Source organism: Bythopirellula goksoeyrii (assembly GCF_008065115.1).
GTDB lineage: Bacteria > Planctomycetota > Planctomycetia > Pirellulales > Lacipirellulaceae > Bythopirellula > Bythopirellula goksoeyrii.
Genome location: NZ_CP042913.1, coordinates 615,429 through 631,051, shown reverse-complemented (window position 1 = coordinate 631,051; position 15,623 = coordinate 615,429). Strand labels below are relative to the sequence as shown.

The following is a 15,623-nucleotide window of genomic DNA, read 5'->3' as shown; positions in this document are numbered from 1 at the left end:
GTTGGGATCCTGCTTTGGTAGGCCTTTGCTAGCACCAAGCCCAGCTTTGCTGGGTGAATAGGCAATCCACCCAGGTAATTCCGATTCTTTTGAATGATTCGATTACAGCGACTTTGCCGCTGCAGACGATACCTAGGATCGAGGCGCTCTACGTTCAGGCGCCCGGTTAGTTTATTGGCTCTGCAAAGTCCCCACACTTGCGGATCGGAAATCATGAAAAGCTCTTTACCTACCTGTTTCGTTCATAAACTCTGCAACTCGATCTACCACACGCTCTGCGTAGTCGGTTGCCTCGTGGGTGCTGCCACTGCTAGTGCTGACGACGGGTCGTTTACGTTTGTCGAAGATACCTCGGTTGTTGAGGCTTCGCATGCGCAAGACTCGCCAGCATCTCGCAACGGGGATTCGTTCGTCTTCGTCGAAGAAACCTCCGCACCAGCGCAGACCGTTGCGCCACCAAAGCGCGGCGATATCAAGCTGGTCAGCGATATATCCGAAGAGCAGGCGATTTATCAAGAAGCGACCCAGCTCGAAGTATCGCAGTCGGCGATATCAAAGCCAGTCAGGCGTCAACCTACAATCAAGCAGCCCGCTGCAAACAAAATCAAAGTTTCCAAGCCTGCTCCGCTCAATGCTGTGGGACAACTGCTGGTGGATGCCCATTTTCTGTCGCAGACTGCCGGCACCACGACCGACTACTCAGACGTCATCGATCTCGGTGTGGAGGCCATCCAACTTGGAGCCAAGGGCGAGAACAAACAGTACGCCAATCAGTTGATTTCCTGGGCGTTGAATCGCCGCGGACAGCTTTATTCCGAAGAGGGAAAGAGCGACCTTGCAGACGCCGATTTTCATGAAGCACTCAAGTTCGATCCCAAGAACTGGCGAGCCCTTCACAATCGGGGTGTCTCCTACGCCGAGACGGGGCAATTCGCCGAGGCGTTTGATGATTTCAATCTGGTCCTCGAAATGAATCCAGAGTTTGGCAAGGCCTACACCAACCGGGCCACGCTGTTCGTGCAGGCAGGTGACCTTAGTAGTGCTGAACAAGACTACCAACAGGCCTGCCGCTTGGATAAAAAGCTCTCCTCGGCCCGATTGGGTCTAGCACGAGTCTGTCACATCGGCGGACGTTGGGATGAAGCCTACGCTCATTTCACCGCCGCCGCGGAACTAGCTCCCGAGAATCCGGCAATCCTCTGCAGTCGTGGTGATTTGCTGGCAGACATGGGCCGCTATGCCGAGGCACTGGCTGATTACGCCGACGCGATCGAAATCAAACCGAGCTTTGCCCATGCCTATCGCAACGGTGCCTGGCTGCTGGCCACCTGTCCGGACGAAACTTTTCGTGATTCGGAAAACGCCGTGTTGGGTGCACGCCAGGCACTCGAATTTGAGTACGGCGACCGCCATGTAGCGCTCGACACCCTCGCCGCCGCATTGGCAAATGCCGGCAACTACGATGAAGCGATACAAACATTGGAAGAGGCCATCGAAGTGGCCCCCTCGGCAAGCCGCGGTGATTATCTAGCACGAATCAAACTTTATGAATCGGGCACCCCCTTCCGTACCCAACCAGTAGCGGTTGTTTCGCAGGCGGCTTACGAGGGTGAGTAGGTCCCGCTTGCCGAGCGGGAACCTTTTGTTCGATATTGATCCGAAGCCAGGTTCCCTTTCGGCAAAACTGACCTACAAATTCACAATCTCTGCATCCATCGTCGCTAGCTCGACCACCGCCAAAGAGTGCGGGTTGGCACGGTAGAGGGCACCGGGATTCAATACCAGTGTGTCGCCTACTTTCTCAATCTTGGCGACGTGGGTGTGTCCATAACAGACCAGATCGAATTCACCGCTGGTGGTGACCTGTTGAAACTTGCGGTGATCGTCGCTGTGCAGCAGCGCAATCCGGCGACCGGCGATTTTCAAATCACCAAATACACCGTGACAAGTTTGCCCCGCCTCGGCGATTGCCGCAGCAAGTTCTTCGCGATCATGGTCGCAATTGCCGAAAACGAAATCGGTTGGCCACTCGGCAAACAGCTTTGCCACGACGGTCGAGCAGATGTCGCCACAGTGAAGTACCCGTTCGACGGACAGACTCTCAAGCAACGTGATCGCGGCCTGGGTATTAGCCACATGGGCATGGGTGTCGCTGACTACACCGATTCGCATGAGAAGAGTTCCTTATAGTACCATAGTAACATAGAGTTCTGACTCCAGCCTGGCGACTCGCTCACGAAGATTTTCTTCGACCTCGGCCAGGCAATCTCCGTCAGCAAGAACGGTGAGAATAGGTTCCCCGGTCGCAATTTGTGTATCCGTGTTGGGAATGTCCGCCAGCTCTGGGTTTTCGATTGAACCGGCGCGGTGGAGGAGTCCTTCGCTGATGTCGCGCGAAATCGCAAGTGGGCGTTTTGCGTAGAGAACAGCTTTGCCGGCGCAGGCGTGGGTGCTGGTGACCCTCTCTACCACTTCTGCCGCGGCGGAGGTACGAGGGTTGACTTCGACGGGCCACACATGGGAATCGTCGTAGATAAAATCCACTCCAAACGGTCCGCTGAGTTTGAACTCTTGCATTAAGAATTCACCCATGCGAACGAGCTCTGCTACTCCCGCTTCAGGAAGCCGCCAAGGCGAAAGTGTACCTGCGTATTGAAATTGGCGCGCCCCGGTCCAAGTTTCGCCGACTAGTTGGCGTGTGATGCCGAGCAATGAGCAGCTCGGATCTGACGCCAAGAACATGGCGGAGCCTGACAACCCAGGCACTCGACGCTGCCAATAACCTTGAGTTGACAGGCTGCTGGGATCAAGTTCGCTCACTCCACTGCCGCTGGCCCCTTGGCCCGTCTTGTGCAGCCAATCGCCCGAACCGGGGGGCTGACCATGGCAGAGGTGAGTTTCAGGAAAGTTGAGCCCAACTGAGGTGAGAGCTATTTGTAACAAGAGTGGATCGCGCACCGCTCGCAGCATCGAACCGGCGCTACCTCGCAGGGGTCTCAAAGCAGCCATTCGGTCAACGAGATCTGGATAGTTCTCTAAAGCACCCGTATAGAGCCATTCATCGCACTTGGTGCGTGAGAGCCATTCGGCCAAACCGTGCGGATAGTTGGTCACCTGCTCGACATCACAAACTCGCCGCAGGTCGGCATCGGCAAACAGATCTGCCGCGACGACGGCGTGGCCCTGGCGAAGCAAGGAAAATGCCGCTGCCCGAGCACTGGCACCAACTACGGCTATCCTGCTGCGCTCTACCATCACATACTCAATCCGCCTGTGAATTCTTGCCGCCAAATCGGCCGCGGAATTCGTCAGCCGGATATTTCTCCGCGTTCAACACCATCTTGCGCCGGTGGGCGGTGGCGATATCGATCCCCAGCGAATTGGCCAGGGCGAGCGTGTAACTCAGCACGTCAGCCAGTTCTTCGCCAATGGCCGTGAGCTTTTCCTCATCAGAGGTGACCTTGCGCGACTCAGGAAGGTCAACCCATTGGAAGTGTTCCATCAACTCGGCAGCCTCGACTGCCAGGGCCATGGCAAGATTCTTGGGGGAGTGAAACTGCTGCCAGTCGCGCTCGTCGACAAACTGGCGGACCAGTTCGCGCAAGTCGGCAAGGGTGGTTTGGGTGTCGTCCATGGAAGCTCTTTGCTGGGTACTGATTAAGAAATGGGACGCGGATAAACGCGGATGGGGCTGATTGACGCAGATCAAACTTGGAGAGATTGTAGCAAGAATTGCTCAATCATGCCGCGACGCGAATTGCCGAACCAGAATCGAAGCCGGGCAGCGACTTTTGGCGGGGGGGATTGCGACGCTCGAAGTAGCGCTGGCGATAACCGTCGGCCAGGTGTCCCATCACCTCCAGCACCAACAGATCGGCCCGATTCATTACATGCCGGGCACTCCGCGAGCCAAGTCCCTGGACCAGATCCTCAAGGACCGTCACATGCAATTGCAGCGCGCGTTGCGCAGAAACCTCCGACGCGGCAAGCAATTCGCTCAGCTCGGCCATCTCGTTGGTCAAGTTGCCGACGCCCATGATCACGTAAGTTCGCAACAACTCTCGATAGTGGTTGACGAGTGGCTCAGGCAAATTCAGTGGCACATCAACCGCTGCGGTGGCGGCTTTGGCGAGGCAATCGTCGAACTCGGTCAGCACGTCTCCTTGCTCCGAGGTGGCCGTGGGGTTCTTCAGCACTTCCAGGTCGGCGATCAACAAGCGTTGTTGCTCAAGCAGACGCTGTGCTTCGAGATGCTCCTGCTTGAGTCGTTGCCGGTCGGCTTGGACCATCCGCCGGTTTTCGCGCTGGAGTTGATGGCGTTCGATTGCTCGGGCAAACTTCCAGAGCAGGCCCCGGACTGTAGTCTCAGCGACACAGCAATAATCGTCGGCTCCTACCTCGTAACAGAGGGCATCGATCTCATGTGGTCGCTGCGAACCCAGCAGTATCATCGGCTCCTCGTTCCCACCAGCCCGCAGGCCTTCGACCAGATCCAAAGCGTCGAGCACGGGTGGCTCATGACTGACGATCACGGCATCGAACACTTCATCGCGGAGCTTGGCAAGTGCTGACGTGACTCCGACCACTTCTTCAAGCAATATCTGCGTCGCGCTATCGGCGGCAAAGGCCTCAGCCAACCAACCACCCGTGCGATTGAGCGTAGTGATGTACAGCACCTTCATCCGCGGCGGCAGCGAGCCCTTCATAGGGCGGCTGGGTGAAGTCGGCTCAGTTTTTTTGGCAGCGTTGTTCATAGCGAGAAAGAGTGCGAGAGGAAGAGCAATTGCCGCGCGAACTGTAGAACGGCACCGCGGGGGCGTCAAGAGAAGTGCAATGCTAGCAAAACTGCAGCGAGCCGGGTCGTCCCCGACCCCGAACATCCTTCAGCTGAGCTCTAATCGTCTCTCCGCCTCTCAATGTTCATCCACAAGAATCAGTATCCGCAGCTGCCTTTCCGAGTGTTCAAAGGAGTAAACTCGAATTGCCCCTCGAGTCCCTTTGATGCGATATAGGAAGCTGAACTGTTGCAATCGTTTAAAAACCTCAGAGTTGGAAGTTCCGCCATCATTCGTTCCCCCCTGAGATTGACCAACAATAGTACCGCCGAAACCTCTTACTTTCCGTTCGATGTATTCACGGAATCTTGGCATCACAACTTCTTGAAAGTTTTTGATGTCAGGTACGGTGAGTATGAGACTTGATTCTCTTTCACCTCCGCTCCAACTGGAATTTCCACTTCCGATGCTGGTTCCTCCAAATTCAATCGGCACGCTCAAATCAGCGCAAAGCGTTGCTAGAATTGATCTTTCCTCAAGCGTGGAAATAAATGCCGTGGGTGAGTATGGCCTATTGGTTACGTAAAGAGCTAAAAGCACTGCAATCAGCGCCATCAAGAGAAGCAATTCACGTATAGAAAATCGCCAGGTTCTACATTGAGTAGAGGATTCCATTCTTACAATTTTACAGTGCCGCTAGTGACTAAGCGAGAGTGCCTAAGATTAATAGGAACATGGGGCAGAAGGATTTGTGAGAAACTTGTTTCGTTCCCTTTCTCTATTAGTGGTCCGTTAATAAATGCGATAATCGAATCTATTCCAGGTTACTCAAATCGAGTTCATCCTGCTTGAATGCCCGGACGCGGTATATAACCACATAGCTGCCATCGATCGTGTAAATAATTCGATGGGTTGGCCTGCTGCCGAGACCAAAACTGACTTGCTGAATGCCTGCCTTGCGTAGTGACTTCTCGTCTGCTGGCGGATTCGTCTCGGCCGTAGAGGCCAGCTTGAACATCGCCGCATAAATCCCCTCTAGCCAGCGAAGGGCTTGCTCTGGCGAATGGTTATCGGCCCACCAGCGGTGATTGGAAAGAGTATCGGTTTCGGCTGGACCGGTGATGACAACGCGGCGTTTCATGCCTGGGAAGTGTCGATGCCAAAGCGTTCTTGAAGTTCCCCGCCAAATTCTGCGAGTGGTCGACAATCCCCCGCATTATAGGCGTCAATTCCTTCTTGCACGGCTGCGACTTCACGGGCTTCGGCCGCGAGCTTTTCGACATACAAGTTCACGTCACCGTGGAATTTCGCCAAGGTCTGATACGCTTCATCAGAGATTTCAATCATTCTCATTGCTGGTTCTCCTCTACGCTTCAGTATACATCGAATTGAATCAGTTAGTCAAAAGCGAGGTGATAGTTCTGTGTTGTTTGGTTTTCTACAAGCTGGGCGTGAGAAAAATCTCCGACTCACCCGTCTCGCTCCGACCAATCAACGCCGCTCATCCCCGCAAGTGCCAGCATCAACGCGTGCGTTCCACTACGAGCATGCCCTTGCTCGACAAGCTTGCCATAAAGCTCGTTTGCCAGCGCAAGCCCGGGCAACTTCAGTCCCATCCGCTCGGCCTCGGCCAGGGCGATGCCCATGTCTTTGACAAAATGCTCAACGAAAAATCCGGGATCGAAATTGCCTGCGATGATGCGCGGTCCCAGGTTGGATAAGGACCAGCTCCCTGCAGCTCCCGAGGCAACCGATTGCATCACACGTTCCAGGTCGAGGCCCGCTCGGTGGGCGTAGAGCAACCCCTCACAGACGCCGACCATGTTCGAGGCGATCAAGGTTTGGTTGACCATCTTGGTGTGCTGGCCCGCACCCGGTCCTCCTTGCCAGACCCAGGTGGTGCCCATGATTTCCCAGCAGGGGGCCAAGGCTTCAACCTGCGCTTCGTCGCCACCGATCATGATCGACAACGTGCCATTACGCGCCCCGACATCCCCGCCGGAAACGGGCGCGTCGATGTTGACAACTTCCCGCAGGGCAGCCTGCTCGGCGATTTCGATGGCCAGACTGGGGCGACTCGTCGTCATGTCCACCAATACGTTGCCCGGCTTCGAGCCAGCCAGTGCGCCGTTCTCACCTAAGATTGTCTGCTGGACATCGGCAGGAAAGCCGACGATGGAAAACACCACATCGCTCGCCTGAGCCACTTCGCGAGGTGAGTCGGCCCAAGTTGCCCCGAGTTCCAAAAGCGGCTCCGCCTTGGCACGAGTACGGTTGAATACGGTCGTCGTGTAGCCTGCTTTCACAAGGTGGCGACACATACTCTGGCCCATTACGCCGGTGCCGATCCAGCCGATACGGGTTTTCTCGGGGGAAATGGAGAGGGTCATGGGTTACTCATGGGAAGGGGAAAAAGAACTCAATTGCCAATTTACAATGAACAAGGCCCAATGACCAAGGGTTGAAATCTCTTCCAACCCTTGGTCATTGGGCCTTGGAAATTGGTCATTTCCTTTTCTTGCCCTGGCTGCGCAGCCGTCTACAATTAGGCAACCTATTCAATTAACCGGTTTTGCGCATGCACAGGATGGGCACTTTATTCATGGATAAATATCTCCCTAGTTGGAAAGCTTCCTTCGTCGGCTTCGTTCAGGATTTTCTACAAGAGTCGGTTGCTCAGCTACGGCTCTTGGCAGACGGCTCGCAACTCAACCGCCGCACGAAAGCAGCCTGGAGAAAAGGGCACAATGCACAGGCCTGCTATCTAGCAATGGGCCACCATCGACGCCGACTGGCACGTCGTGCTGAAATTCGCCAACTTGTCGAAGGTCCCGTGAGGTATGAATGACGATTAGTAATATCCCCTTTGCCATTGGGATTTAGTCATTCCTTCGTGCTTGGGTATTTCGTCATTCGTCATTCACCACTGGTGGCTTCAACGAATCGTAGATCGGTGGATCCTTCCACAACGTGGGGATCAACATCGCCGAGAAGCACGCGGCGAGCATCGGCAGCAACTGGGTGTAGCTTCCGGTGAGTTCGATCACCAGGATGATTCCCGTGAGGGGGGCTCGCACCACCGCTGTGAAAAAGGCGGCCATCGCCGTCACGGCATACGTCGTAGGGTTTGTCGTCACTGCTGGGACCCAGGTTTGACAAAGATTGCCAAACATCAATCCTGCTTGTGCGCCCAGCACCAACATCGGTGCAAACAGCCCGCCCGGTGTTGCTGCGGCGTAGGAGATAGCTCCCAGGCCGAACCGGATGAGAAACGCTAGAGGCAACATGAAGGCAACCGTTTTCAGATTTAAGGCGTTCTGAGTAATCGGGTCCCCCCCTCCCACGATCTGAGGAGCGTACCAGGCGAGTAATCCTACCGACCCCCCAATCGCTGCTGCGCGCATGACCACTGGCCAGGACTGTAGCTTTTTACTCAGCGAAATTGCACCCAGAATTGCACGATTGTACGCAACGCCAAGTACTCCCAGCACCACACCGAGTACCATCGAAGCACTCACCGAAAAAGTGGTAGGAAAGGGGAGCATTTCGACATCAAAATCAGGCCGATCCCCCAACAGCAATCTTGCGACTGTGATGGCACCTGTTGAAGCACCGAAGGTCGCAATCGTCATGCGAGTATCAAATTTTCGCACCAACTCCTCCAACACAAACACCGCGCCTGCAATAGGAGCATTGAATGCTGTGGCCAAACCAGCACCGGCCCCGGCAGCGAGCAACGAACGATTGTCCACTCCGCTCAGACCAAGCTTTCTGCCAAGCAGATGAGAAATGCTCGCTCCCATCTGCACGGTGGGACCTTCGCGCCCGAGTGCTAGACCCGAGCCAATAGCCAACAGTCCGCCGAGGAATTTAACGGGAACGAGCTTCATCCGAGTTGGTGGCCGCTCATCAAGCAAGACGGCTTCCACATGGGGAATGCCACTTCCTGAGGCCTCTGGAGAAAACCGCTCAACGAGCCACGCCGCAATCGCGGTTGCAAACGCACATGCGGCAACGACCAGCAGAAGTCCCCCTGCGCCATAACTTTGAGAAGAAGAAAGAACAGAATCCCGAAAGCGATCTGCATGATCCAAAGAAAGTCGGAAAAGGGCCCCAACCAAGCCCGCGCAGGCACCAGCCACATGGGAAGCGAGCGCTAATATCAAAAGGTGACATTGCTGTTGATCCGTTGCCGAGCTGATTGGCTTGCGAATCGACATGAACGCTACTTTGGATCGTCAAAATCAAACACGTAGCGATCGATACAGGCCAGCGCACCGACTGCGAGGGCAGATGCGACAAACGCGCCGGCAGCTTGGGCACTGTTCATCAGAAAAAGGGTGCTGTCCACATCGGCTCGATTGATAAACCATTGAACAAGCATCCAAACCGCTTCGCAGAGAAAAAACAGTCCCAGGATGAACGCCACCCAGGCGGCGAGTTCGATCATGCGTTCAAAGAGCCATTCCATGTTCTTACCTTGTCACTAACAATTAAGGACCCCGGGCGAATCGTAGAATCGCGACTATGTTGAAATGAGCCTTGCGTTGGGATTCTCCCAAAAACTTAACTACTTTGGCACCGTGTCGCAAGCAGCCAGGAGTTTTTCTACACCTTGCCGATGGCAGAAATCGCCAAACGACTCCTCTTGCTCTCGGGCCTCTTTGAAATAGCGGAAGACGTTCACCAGATCGGGAATGACTTCCTCTTCGGGTACCAAGTCTTTGTAGATGAAGTTGAGCCGATCGCCACAGACACGACCTCCCAGGAAGATCGTGTATTTGCCAGCCGTCTTGCCAACCAAGCCAATGTCGGAGTTGTAAGGCCGAGCGCACCCATTGGGGCAACCGGTCATGCGGAACGTAAACACTTCGTCCTTCAGATCTAGTTTGTCCAGTTCAACGTCAAGTTGGTCAATGATACTTGGGAGCACCCGTTCGCTTTCGGTAATCGCCAAACCACAGGTCGGCAGAGCCGGGCAAGCCATCGACCACCGCCGGGCGTTGGAGATATCTTCGCTAAGCGGCACCCCATGGCGGCGCAAGATCTCGAACAGCTTGGGACGATCTTTCTCTGCGAGATCGCAGAAAATAATGCTTTGATGGGGAGTCAATCGCAAGGGTGGCGCCATAGTGGAGCAAATCTCACGCAGCGCCGTCTTGAGACGAAAATCTCCCTCGTCCTTGATTCGTCCGTTTTCCACGTTAAGGCCATAGAACCACTTGCCGTCCCCCTGGGCCTGCCAGCCCATTCCATCATTGAAGCCGTGGACAACGACGGGACGCGGGTCGGGTAGATTTGCGCCATAGTACTCTTCGACCTTTTGCTTGAACCGGTCGAGACCCCAATCATGGATCAGGTATTTCATGCGGGCAACCTTGCGATCCGCGCGATTGCCAAAATCGCGCTGTACTTTGACGATTGCCGTCGCGACATCGATCGCCTGATTCGGAGTGACAAAGCACATCGCCTGTGCAACTGCCGCAAAGGTCTTTTTCGCGCTGGGAGTGACACCAAAACTACCACCGACGAGTATGTTGTAACCGACGATTCTCCAGTTTTCGCAGATGGCCAATAGACCGACATCGTTGGTGTAAACGTCGGCACTGTTGTCGCCGGGCAGACCAATCGCGAACTTAAATTTCCGAGGGAGGTAAGTTGGTCCGTAGATCGGTTCCACGACTTGTCCGTTACTGCCACCCGCCTGATGCTTCTCCCCCGTTTCCTCATCCGTGAGCCAAAGTTCGTAGTAGGCACCCGTATGGGGTGTCAGGTGAATTGCCAGTCGCTCGGCCAGATCCTGCATCTGGTCGTAGACGGGGTCACCCTTATAGGGGCACGGCGAGCACATCACATTGCGCTTCACGTCGCCGCAGGCGGCGATGGTAGTGAGCTTCACATCGTTGATCCGGCGGATAGCCTGCTTCAAATTCTTCTTGAGAACACCATGCAGTTGCAATCCCTGACGGGTCGTAATGCGCAGCGTACTGTTGGCAACCTCGTCGCCCAGATCCATTTCGGCTAGCAGTTGCTCGCTCGAAATGATGCCACCTGGAATGGCAGTTCGCAGCATGAAGCTATAGGACTTGCCTTCTTTGGACCGCTCGTCGCGGTTATCTTGCTGGTAGGTGCCGTGGTGCTTGAGTAGCTGGATACTCTCCTTACCAAAATGGTCCGTGCCATCGGCCAATTCCTGCGGAATCGGCTCGAGGAGATAGTTGCTCGCCAGCTTGATCTTCTCGACGGCACTCACTTTCTTGCTCTTATCGTCACTCATCAGAATCTTCGTTCGCCTGCTCGGCACAGTTTACCTATTTCAGTCAAAACCCCAGAAGAATCTATGATACTCGCCCGAACGGGTTTCGACCATATTGACCCCCAGTACTCCAGAAGAACTATAAAGTCAAAAATCACGGAACTGCAAATGCCCAATTTCCAAGGACCAATGACCAGAACAGTCGGGTTTTCTGCTGAAACTGGTCATTGGTAATTGTACATTGGTCATTTCTCCCACAATTGCTGACGAACTTCGCAGTTCACCTGACCGAGTGGGCTGTGAAAGAGTTGAATCAGCATGAATCTGGGTCTAGGATGCCCTGCATGAAACACAACCAACCGAGCGATTTCTCACTCAGCAACCGAATTGCCGTCTGGATTGCCACTGGTTTGGGCATCGGTTGCGTCAGCCCTGCTCCGGGAACCGTGGGAGGCCTGTGGGGAATCCCATTGGTCTGGGCTGTCAGTTACCTGCCGGAGATTGGCTGGCAGCTATTGGCGATACTTGCGATTCTCATTGTCTCCGTGGGCATCTGTACACACGCCAGTAGGCTGCTCGGTAAAAAAGACCCCCAGGAAATTGTTCTGGATGAAATCGCCGTGCTGCCTGTCGTCTTCCTGGCCACAGGAATTGCCAATTGGCGAGTTCTGCTCGCAGGGTGGCTCCTATTTCGGGTGTTCGATATCACCAAGCCTCCCCCAGCACGACAGGTGGAATCGCTCCCTGCTGGGTTGGGTATCATGGCCGACGACGTGGTCGCCGCACTCTACGCCTGTGCCGCCTTGTGGGGATTAGCGTGGCTCGACAAGGCATGGGATTGGGGACTGCTCACGACTGTCGCTTCGGGTTAGAATCTTTGGTTTAATCGAAAAAACAACCTTATAGCCTTGGGCGCCAGGCCCATGGTTTTCCAAATGTCAACCATGGGCTCCCGCCCACGGCTACTACTAAGATCATCCCGCCATGACCGCACAACTCCTCGATGGTAAATCGCTCGCCAAACAAATCCGCGCCGAGTTGGCCGAGCAGGTTGCCAAGTTCAAATCCGAATCAAATGTCACGCCCACACTTGCCGCGGTACTGGTGGGAGACGACCCGGCCAGCGATGTCTACGTGCGCAACAAGCGCCGCGATTGTACCGAAGTCGGGATCGAAAGCGTGCTTCATCGGCTTGGAGCAGACACTACTCAGACAGAACTACTCGCGCTGATCGAAAAGCTCAATTCCGACCCACAGGTTCACGGTATCCTTGTGCAATTGCCGCTTCCCAACCAGATCGATACTGAACAAGTCCTCGAAGCGATTGCGCCCTGCAAAGACGTCGATGCCTTCCATCCAGAAAATGTCGGTCGACTGGTACAAGGCCGTCCGGTGTTTCTCCCCTGTACTCCACACGGCGTGGTCGAGCTCTTGAAGCGCAACAATATCTCAACCGCCGGCAAACACGTTGTCGTAGTTGGTCGTAGCGACATTGTCGGCAAGCCCCTGTCGATCATGCTCGCGCAGAAGGGGGCCGATGCGACCGTGACGATTTGCCATAGCCGCACTCAAGATTTGCCAGCGGTAACTCTGCTAGCCGACATCCTGGTGGTGGCCATCGGCAGGCCAAACTTCATCACCGCTGACATGGTGCGTCCCGGAGCAGTGGTAGTCGATGTGGGTATCAACCGGACCGACGCGGGGCTGGTGGGTGACGTCGATTTCGACGCGGTTAGTAAGGTCGCCGGACACATTACGCCCGTTCCAGGCGGCGTCGGGCCCCTCACCCGAGTAATGTTACTCATTAATACCCTCAATGCCGCCCGAACCGCTACAAAGCTGTAGGCCGGAACAAGCCGTGGGCAGGGGGGGTGGCTGCCAGCGGCGTCCAAATTCTGTATCATGGGTAGCCTCTCGACTTGCACTTTGCGCAAACGTAATTTGGGACGCTTTCTCTTGATAACTCCTTTCGGACAACTCCTTGGGCAACTGCGCCGCCGTGCCGGCTTGGGCCTGCGAACTTTTGCCGAGCTCGTGGATGAGCGTGCTTCGACGGTGAGTGCCATCGAATGCGGCATGCGTACCCCCTGGCATCGTCAAGAAACGCTCTCATTGGTAGCTGATGTATTAGGCTTAGTCTCGAGTTCGCCTTTCTGTGATGAATTTTTCCAATCGGCACGCAACACGAATTCGGATGGTGGATCCGTCAAACAACCCCCTCCTGGCATGCTGGGTTGGTGGTGGACTACGGACCACGCTTCTGCCCTGGACCAGAGGGCGATTCAAGATCTGGCCGAATTCATAGGTGCAACAAGTGGTATTTCTGCAGAGTATTCAGCCGACGAAACGGCCACAGCTGCCCGCGAGCTGACCCGCTATCCAGCACTCACCGAACTTGCCGCTGAATGGCGCGTGCGCAAATTGCTCGGTCGACGCGAGGCGCAGTTTGCCGCCGCACCGGTTGACGTCGAGGCGGTGCTAGAAAACCAGGCCGGTGTGCGTCTGGAGATCATCCCCGGACTGATTCCCCATTTCAGCGTGCAAGCTTGTGCTGTGATGCGCTCGGGCGAGATCACTCTGTTGGTAGATCGAATCGTCGCCGACTCCAGGCCGCTCGCCTCATATCGGGAACTGTTGGCCCGCTGCTACGCGCCTCGGGCTTTGTGGATCGATGCGGCTAAGGATCTTCCGGCGGATTGGTTTTTGGAACTACAGCAGACTGAAGATTGGCCGCAACTTTTGCGAGATTGCGAACGGTTTGCCCTCTCCATGCTATTGCCAGCCGCACCAGTTCTCTCGGCCGCCTCTTCTGCTTACCGCGAAGTGGTCGAACAACAAGGTTGGGTCGAAACCGATACCGCGGCCTGTGCCGTCCGCAATCGCTTGGCCGAACAATTCGCGGTGCCCCCACTCTTGGTCCACACACGACTGGTCCGCTGGCCCTGCCACGTCTACGGTCGCATCGCTCAAGCCCTGGCGGCAGAAGAATTCGAACTACCGCCGGTGGATTGGTTCGAAGTACAAGAAGAACCACGGCAGCAGTTGTTGTTTGAGAAAAGCGAGCCGGTTCCACAACTCCCCTAGCCGGACCAACACCTTGGTCCGGGAGAGTACTGCTGCGCAACCGCAGGCAGCTGTGCCTCCAGCTGGAGATTGCAATCAATATGGCAGGTCACTTCGAGGAATCTTCAATTGAATAACACATCAACATCACTATTTCATCCCAGCCGCCGCCGCTTCCTACAAGCAGCGGCAGCCACCACCGCGCTGACGGCTCTGCCGGCACTAGGCACCGATGCCCTGAAGTTCGACCATGGCAAAACCCGCCGAGTCGGGCTCATCGGCTGTGGTTGGTATGGCCCCAGCGATTTGTGGCGGTTGATCCAGGTCGCTCCAGTAGAAGTCGTCGCACTTTGCGATCCTGACCAACACATGCTCGCCAGCGCCGTAAATATCGCGCAAGAGCGTCAGCCATCGCACAACAAGCCACAGACCTACAAAGACTATCGCCAGATGCTCGGCGAGCACGAGCTGGACATCGTGCTGATCGGCTCGCCCGATCACTGGCACGCGTTGCAGGCCATTGCGGCAATCGAAGCGGGTGCTGACGTCTACTTGCAAAAACCCATCAGTGTCGATGTGCTCGAAGGGGAAGCCATTCTCGCAGCGGCCCGCAAGCAGAACCGCATTGTGCAAGTCGGCACCCAGCGCAAGAGTACCCCGCATTTGATTCGTGCCAAACAGGAGGTAGTCGATGCAGGACTCTTGGGTGATGTTGGTCACGTGGAGATGTGTTGCTACTACCACATGCGAGCCAATGGCAATCCGCCGGTCGAGCCGGTGCCCGATTTCTTCGACTATGAAATGTGGACTGGCCCGGCACCGCTGCGACCCTATGATGGTCTGCCCCATCGGCGGTGGTGGCGGACCTTTATGCAGTACGGCAACGGCATCGTCGGTGACATGTGTGTCCATATGCTCGACACGGCCCGCTGGATGCTCGAATTAAAATGGCCCAATCGCATCACTTCCACCGGCGGCATCTACGTGCAGACCGACGGCAAATCAAACATCTCCGACACCCAAACAGCAATTTTCGAGTTCGACAATTTCAATGCCGTCTGGGAGCACAACACCTGGGGAGCAGCTACCGATCCCGACTACCCGTGGGCGCTGTTCATCTATGGAGATAAGGGAACCCTCAAGGCAAGCACCAAGCAGGCGGACTTTATTCCGCTAGGCGACTCCGCCAAACCAATCCACTTTGATTGCGTATTTGAACGCGAACAATATCCAGAGGATCTGGCTGAAAAAGACATCGAACTAAACGCCGCTCCCGCTACTCGCCGCCACATGCAGGATTTTCTCACTGCAATCGACCAGCGCACCCGCCCTGTGGCAGACATCGAAGATGGTCACATCTCCGCCGCAAGTTGTATCCTGGCAAACGTGGCGATGGAGCTGGGCCGCCCACTAGTTTACGACCCAACGCGAAAAATCATCGTCGAAGACGAAGAAGCCACCCAGCGGTTGAGCCGCGATTATCGTGATCCCTGGCAGCGCCCAAAATAGGTCCCTCTGCCGAACGGGAA

17 protein-coding genes are annotated in these 15,623 nt (G+C 55.5%); 6 read left to right on the top strand and 11 right to left on the bottom strand.

Translation table 11 applies throughout. The features are described from left to right. The first annotated feature begins 213 nt into the window (after window positions 1-213). Complete coding sequence (locus Pr1d_RS02470; protein ID WP_168205021.1) at window positions 214-1,617, top strand: tetratricopeptide repeat protein; 1,404 nt, start codon at window positions 214-216, stop codon at window positions 1,615-1,617. 72 nt (window positions 1,618-1,689) lie between these two features. Here Pr1d_RS02470 and Pr1d_RS02465 read toward each other — a convergent pair whose 3' ends face one another. The 8 genes from Pr1d_RS02465 to Pr1d_RS02430 form a co-directional block, all read right to left on the bottom strand. Further along, window positions 1,690-2,172: a YfcE family phosphodiesterase gene (locus tag Pr1d_RS02465; RefSeq protein WP_148072040.1), complete on the bottom strand. Its 483-nt coding sequence runs from the start codon at window positions 2,170-2,172 to the stop codon at window positions 1,690-1,692. Window positions 2,173-2,184: 12 nt separating this feature from the next. Beyond that, complete coding sequence (locus tag Pr1d_RS02460; protein WP_148072039.1) at window positions 2,185-3,255, bottom strand: ATP-grasp domain-containing protein; 1,071 nt, start codon at window positions 3,253-3,255, stop codon at window positions 2,185-2,187. A gap of 7 nt (window positions 3,256-3,262) precedes the next feature. After that, the gene (locus Pr1d_RS02455) at window positions 3,263-3,634 is read right to left on the bottom strand and encodes a nucleotide pyrophosphohydrolase (protein WP_148072038.1); all 372 of its coding nucleotides are present in this window, start codon (window positions 3,632-3,634) and stop codon (window positions 3,263-3,265) included. Between the two features lie 106 nt (window positions 3,635-3,740). Then, the gene (locus tag Pr1d_RS02450) at window positions 3,741-4,706 is read right to left on the bottom strand and encodes a PleD family two-component system response regulator (protein WP_148072037.1); all 966 of its coding nucleotides are present in this window, start codon (window positions 4,704-4,706) and stop codon (window positions 3,741-3,743) included. Between the two features lie 207 nt (window positions 4,707-4,913). Beyond that, window positions 4,914-5,393: a hypothetical protein gene (locus Pr1d_RS02445; RefSeq protein ID WP_168205018.1), complete on the bottom strand. Its 480-nt coding sequence runs from the start codon at window positions 5,391-5,393 to the stop codon at window positions 4,914-4,916. A 196-nt stretch (window positions 5,394-5,589) separates the two neighbouring features. Continuing rightward, window positions 5,590-5,916 carry a type II toxin-antitoxin system RelE/ParE family toxin gene (locus tag Pr1d_RS02440; protein WP_148072035.1) on the bottom strand — a complete coding sequence of 109 codons (327 nt, stop codon included), beginning with the start codon at window positions 5,914-5,916 and terminating at the stop codon, window positions 5,590-5,592. Next, window positions 5,913-6,128, bottom strand: coding sequence for a hypothetical protein (locus tag Pr1d_RS02435; RefSeq protein ID WP_148072034.1), 216 nt, complete (start codon window positions 6,126-6,128; stop codon window positions 5,913-5,915). Before Pr1d_RS02435 ends, Pr1d_RS02440 begins: the two co-directional genes overlap by 4 nt. 116 nt (window positions 6,129-6,244) lie before the next feature. After that, window positions 6,245-7,165, bottom strand: a complete 921-nt coding sequence (locus Pr1d_RS02430) for an NAD(P)-dependent oxidoreductase (RefSeq protein ID WP_148072033.1) — start codon at window positions 7,163-7,165, stop codon at window positions 6,245-6,247. Window positions 7,166-7,377: 212 nt separating this feature from the next. On the opposite strand from Pr1d_RS02430, the gene Pr1d_RS02425 reads away from it, so the two are divergent. After that, window positions 7,378-7,623 (top strand): hypothetical protein, encoded by a 246-nt coding sequence (locus tag Pr1d_RS02425; protein ID WP_148072032.1) that lies wholly within the window; start codon window positions 7,378-7,380, stop codon window positions 7,621-7,623. A gap of 61 nt (window positions 7,624-7,684) precedes the next feature. Here the strand turns inward: Pr1d_RS02425 and clcA are convergent, their stop codons facing one another. From clcA to Pr1d_RS02410, 3 genes are all read right to left on the bottom strand, one after another. Beyond that, window positions 7,685-8,995, bottom strand: coding sequence for a H(+)/Cl(-) exchange transporter ClcA (clcA, locus tag Pr1d_RS02420; protein WP_148072031.1), 1,311 nt, complete (start codon window positions 8,993-8,995; stop codon window positions 7,685-7,687). Between the two features lie 5 nt (window positions 8,996-9,000). Continuing rightward, window positions 9,001-9,246: a hypothetical protein gene (locus tag Pr1d_RS02415; RefSeq protein WP_148072030.1), complete on the bottom strand. Its 246-nt coding sequence runs from the start codon at window positions 9,244-9,246 to the stop codon at window positions 9,001-9,003. A 99-nt stretch (window positions 9,247-9,345) separates the two neighbouring features. After that, window positions 9,346-11,052, bottom strand: a complete 1,707-nt coding sequence (locus Pr1d_RS02410) for an NADPH-dependent assimilatory sulfite reductase hemoprotein subunit (protein WP_148072029.1) — start codon at window positions 11,050-11,052, stop codon at window positions 9,346-9,348. Window positions 11,053-11,375: 323 nt separating this feature from the next. Between Pr1d_RS02410 and Pr1d_RS02405 the strand changes: the two genes are divergently transcribed. From Pr1d_RS02405 to Pr1d_RS02390, 4 genes are all read left to right on the top strand, one after another. Next, complete coding sequence (locus Pr1d_RS02405) at window positions 11,376-11,903, top strand: phosphatidylglycerophosphatase A family protein (protein WP_168205017.1); 528 nt, start codon at window positions 11,376-11,378, stop codon at window positions 11,901-11,903. A gap of 112 nt (window positions 11,904-12,015) precedes the next feature. Then, window positions 12,016-12,876 (top strand): bifunctional methylenetetrahydrofolate dehydrogenase/methenyltetrahydrofolate cyclohydrolase FolD, encoded by an 861-nt coding sequence (gene folD / locus Pr1d_RS02400; RefSeq protein WP_148072027.1) that lies wholly within the window; start codon window positions 12,016-12,018, stop codon window positions 12,874-12,876. Between the two features lie 111 nt (window positions 12,877-12,987). Continuing rightward, window positions 12,988-14,115, top strand: a complete 1,128-nt coding sequence (locus tag Pr1d_RS02395) for a helix-turn-helix domain-containing protein (protein WP_148072026.1) — start codon at window positions 12,988-12,990, stop codon at window positions 14,113-14,115. Window positions 14,116-14,223: 108 nt separating this feature from the next. Next, a complete protein-coding gene (locus tag Pr1d_RS02390) occupies window positions 14,224-15,603 on the top strand; it encodes a Gfo/Idh/MocA family protein (RefSeq protein WP_148072025.1) in 1,380 nt (459 codons plus the stop codon). The last annotated feature ends 20 nt before the right edge of the window (window positions 15,604-15,623 follow it).

Coding starts and splice junctions, on each gene's coding strand:
- Pr1d_RS02470 (WP_168205021.1), top strand. CDS start 214: ATGAAAAGCTCTTTACCTACCTGTTTCGTTCATAAACTCTGCAACTCG.
- Pr1d_RS02465 (WP_148072040.1), bottom strand. CDS start 2,172: ATGCGAATCGGTGTAGTCAGCGACACCCATGCCCATGTGGCTAATACC.
- Pr1d_RS02460 (WP_148072039.1), bottom strand. CDS start 3,255: ATGGTAGAGCGCAGCAGGATAGCCGTAGTTGGTGCCAGTGCTCGGGCA.
- Pr1d_RS02455 (WP_148072038.1), bottom strand. CDS start 3,634: ATGGACGACACCCAAACCACCCTTGCCGACTTGCGCGAACTGGTCCGC.
- Pr1d_RS02450 (WP_148072037.1), bottom strand. CDS start 4,706: ATGAAGGGCTCGCTGCCGCCGCGGATGAAGGTGCTGTACATCACTACG.
- Pr1d_RS02440 (WP_148072035.1), bottom strand. CDS start 5,916: ATGAAACGCCGCGTTGTCATCACCGGTCCAGCCGAAACCGATACTCTT.
- Pr1d_RS02435 (WP_148072034.1), bottom strand. CDS start 6,128: ATGAGAATGATTGAAATCTCTGATGAAGCGTATCAGACCTTGGCGAAA.
- Pr1d_RS02430 (WP_148072033.1), bottom strand. CDS start 7,165: ATGACCCTCTCCATTTCCCCCGAGAAAACCCGTATCGGCTGGATCGGC.
- Pr1d_RS02425 (WP_148072032.1), top strand. CDS start 7,378: ATGGATAAATATCTCCCTAGTTGGAAAGCTTCCTTCGTCGGCTTCGTT.
- clcA (WP_148072031.1), bottom strand. CDS start 8,995: ATGTCGATTCGCAAGCCAATCAGCTCGGCAACGGATCAACAGCAATGT.
- Pr1d_RS02415 (WP_148072030.1), bottom strand. CDS start 9,246: ATGGAATGGCTCTTTGAACGCATGATCGAACTCGCCGCCTGGGTGGCG.
- Pr1d_RS02410 (WP_148072029.1), bottom strand. CDS start 11,052: ATGAGTGACGATAAGAGCAAGAAAGTGAGTGCCGTCGAGAAGATCAAG.
- Pr1d_RS02405 (WP_168205017.1), top strand. CDS start 11,376: ATGAAACACAACCAACCGAGCGATTTCTCACTCAGCAACCGAATTGCC.
- folD (WP_148072027.1), top strand. CDS start 12,016: ATGACCGCACAACTCCTCGATGGTAAATCGCTCGCCAAACAAATCCGC.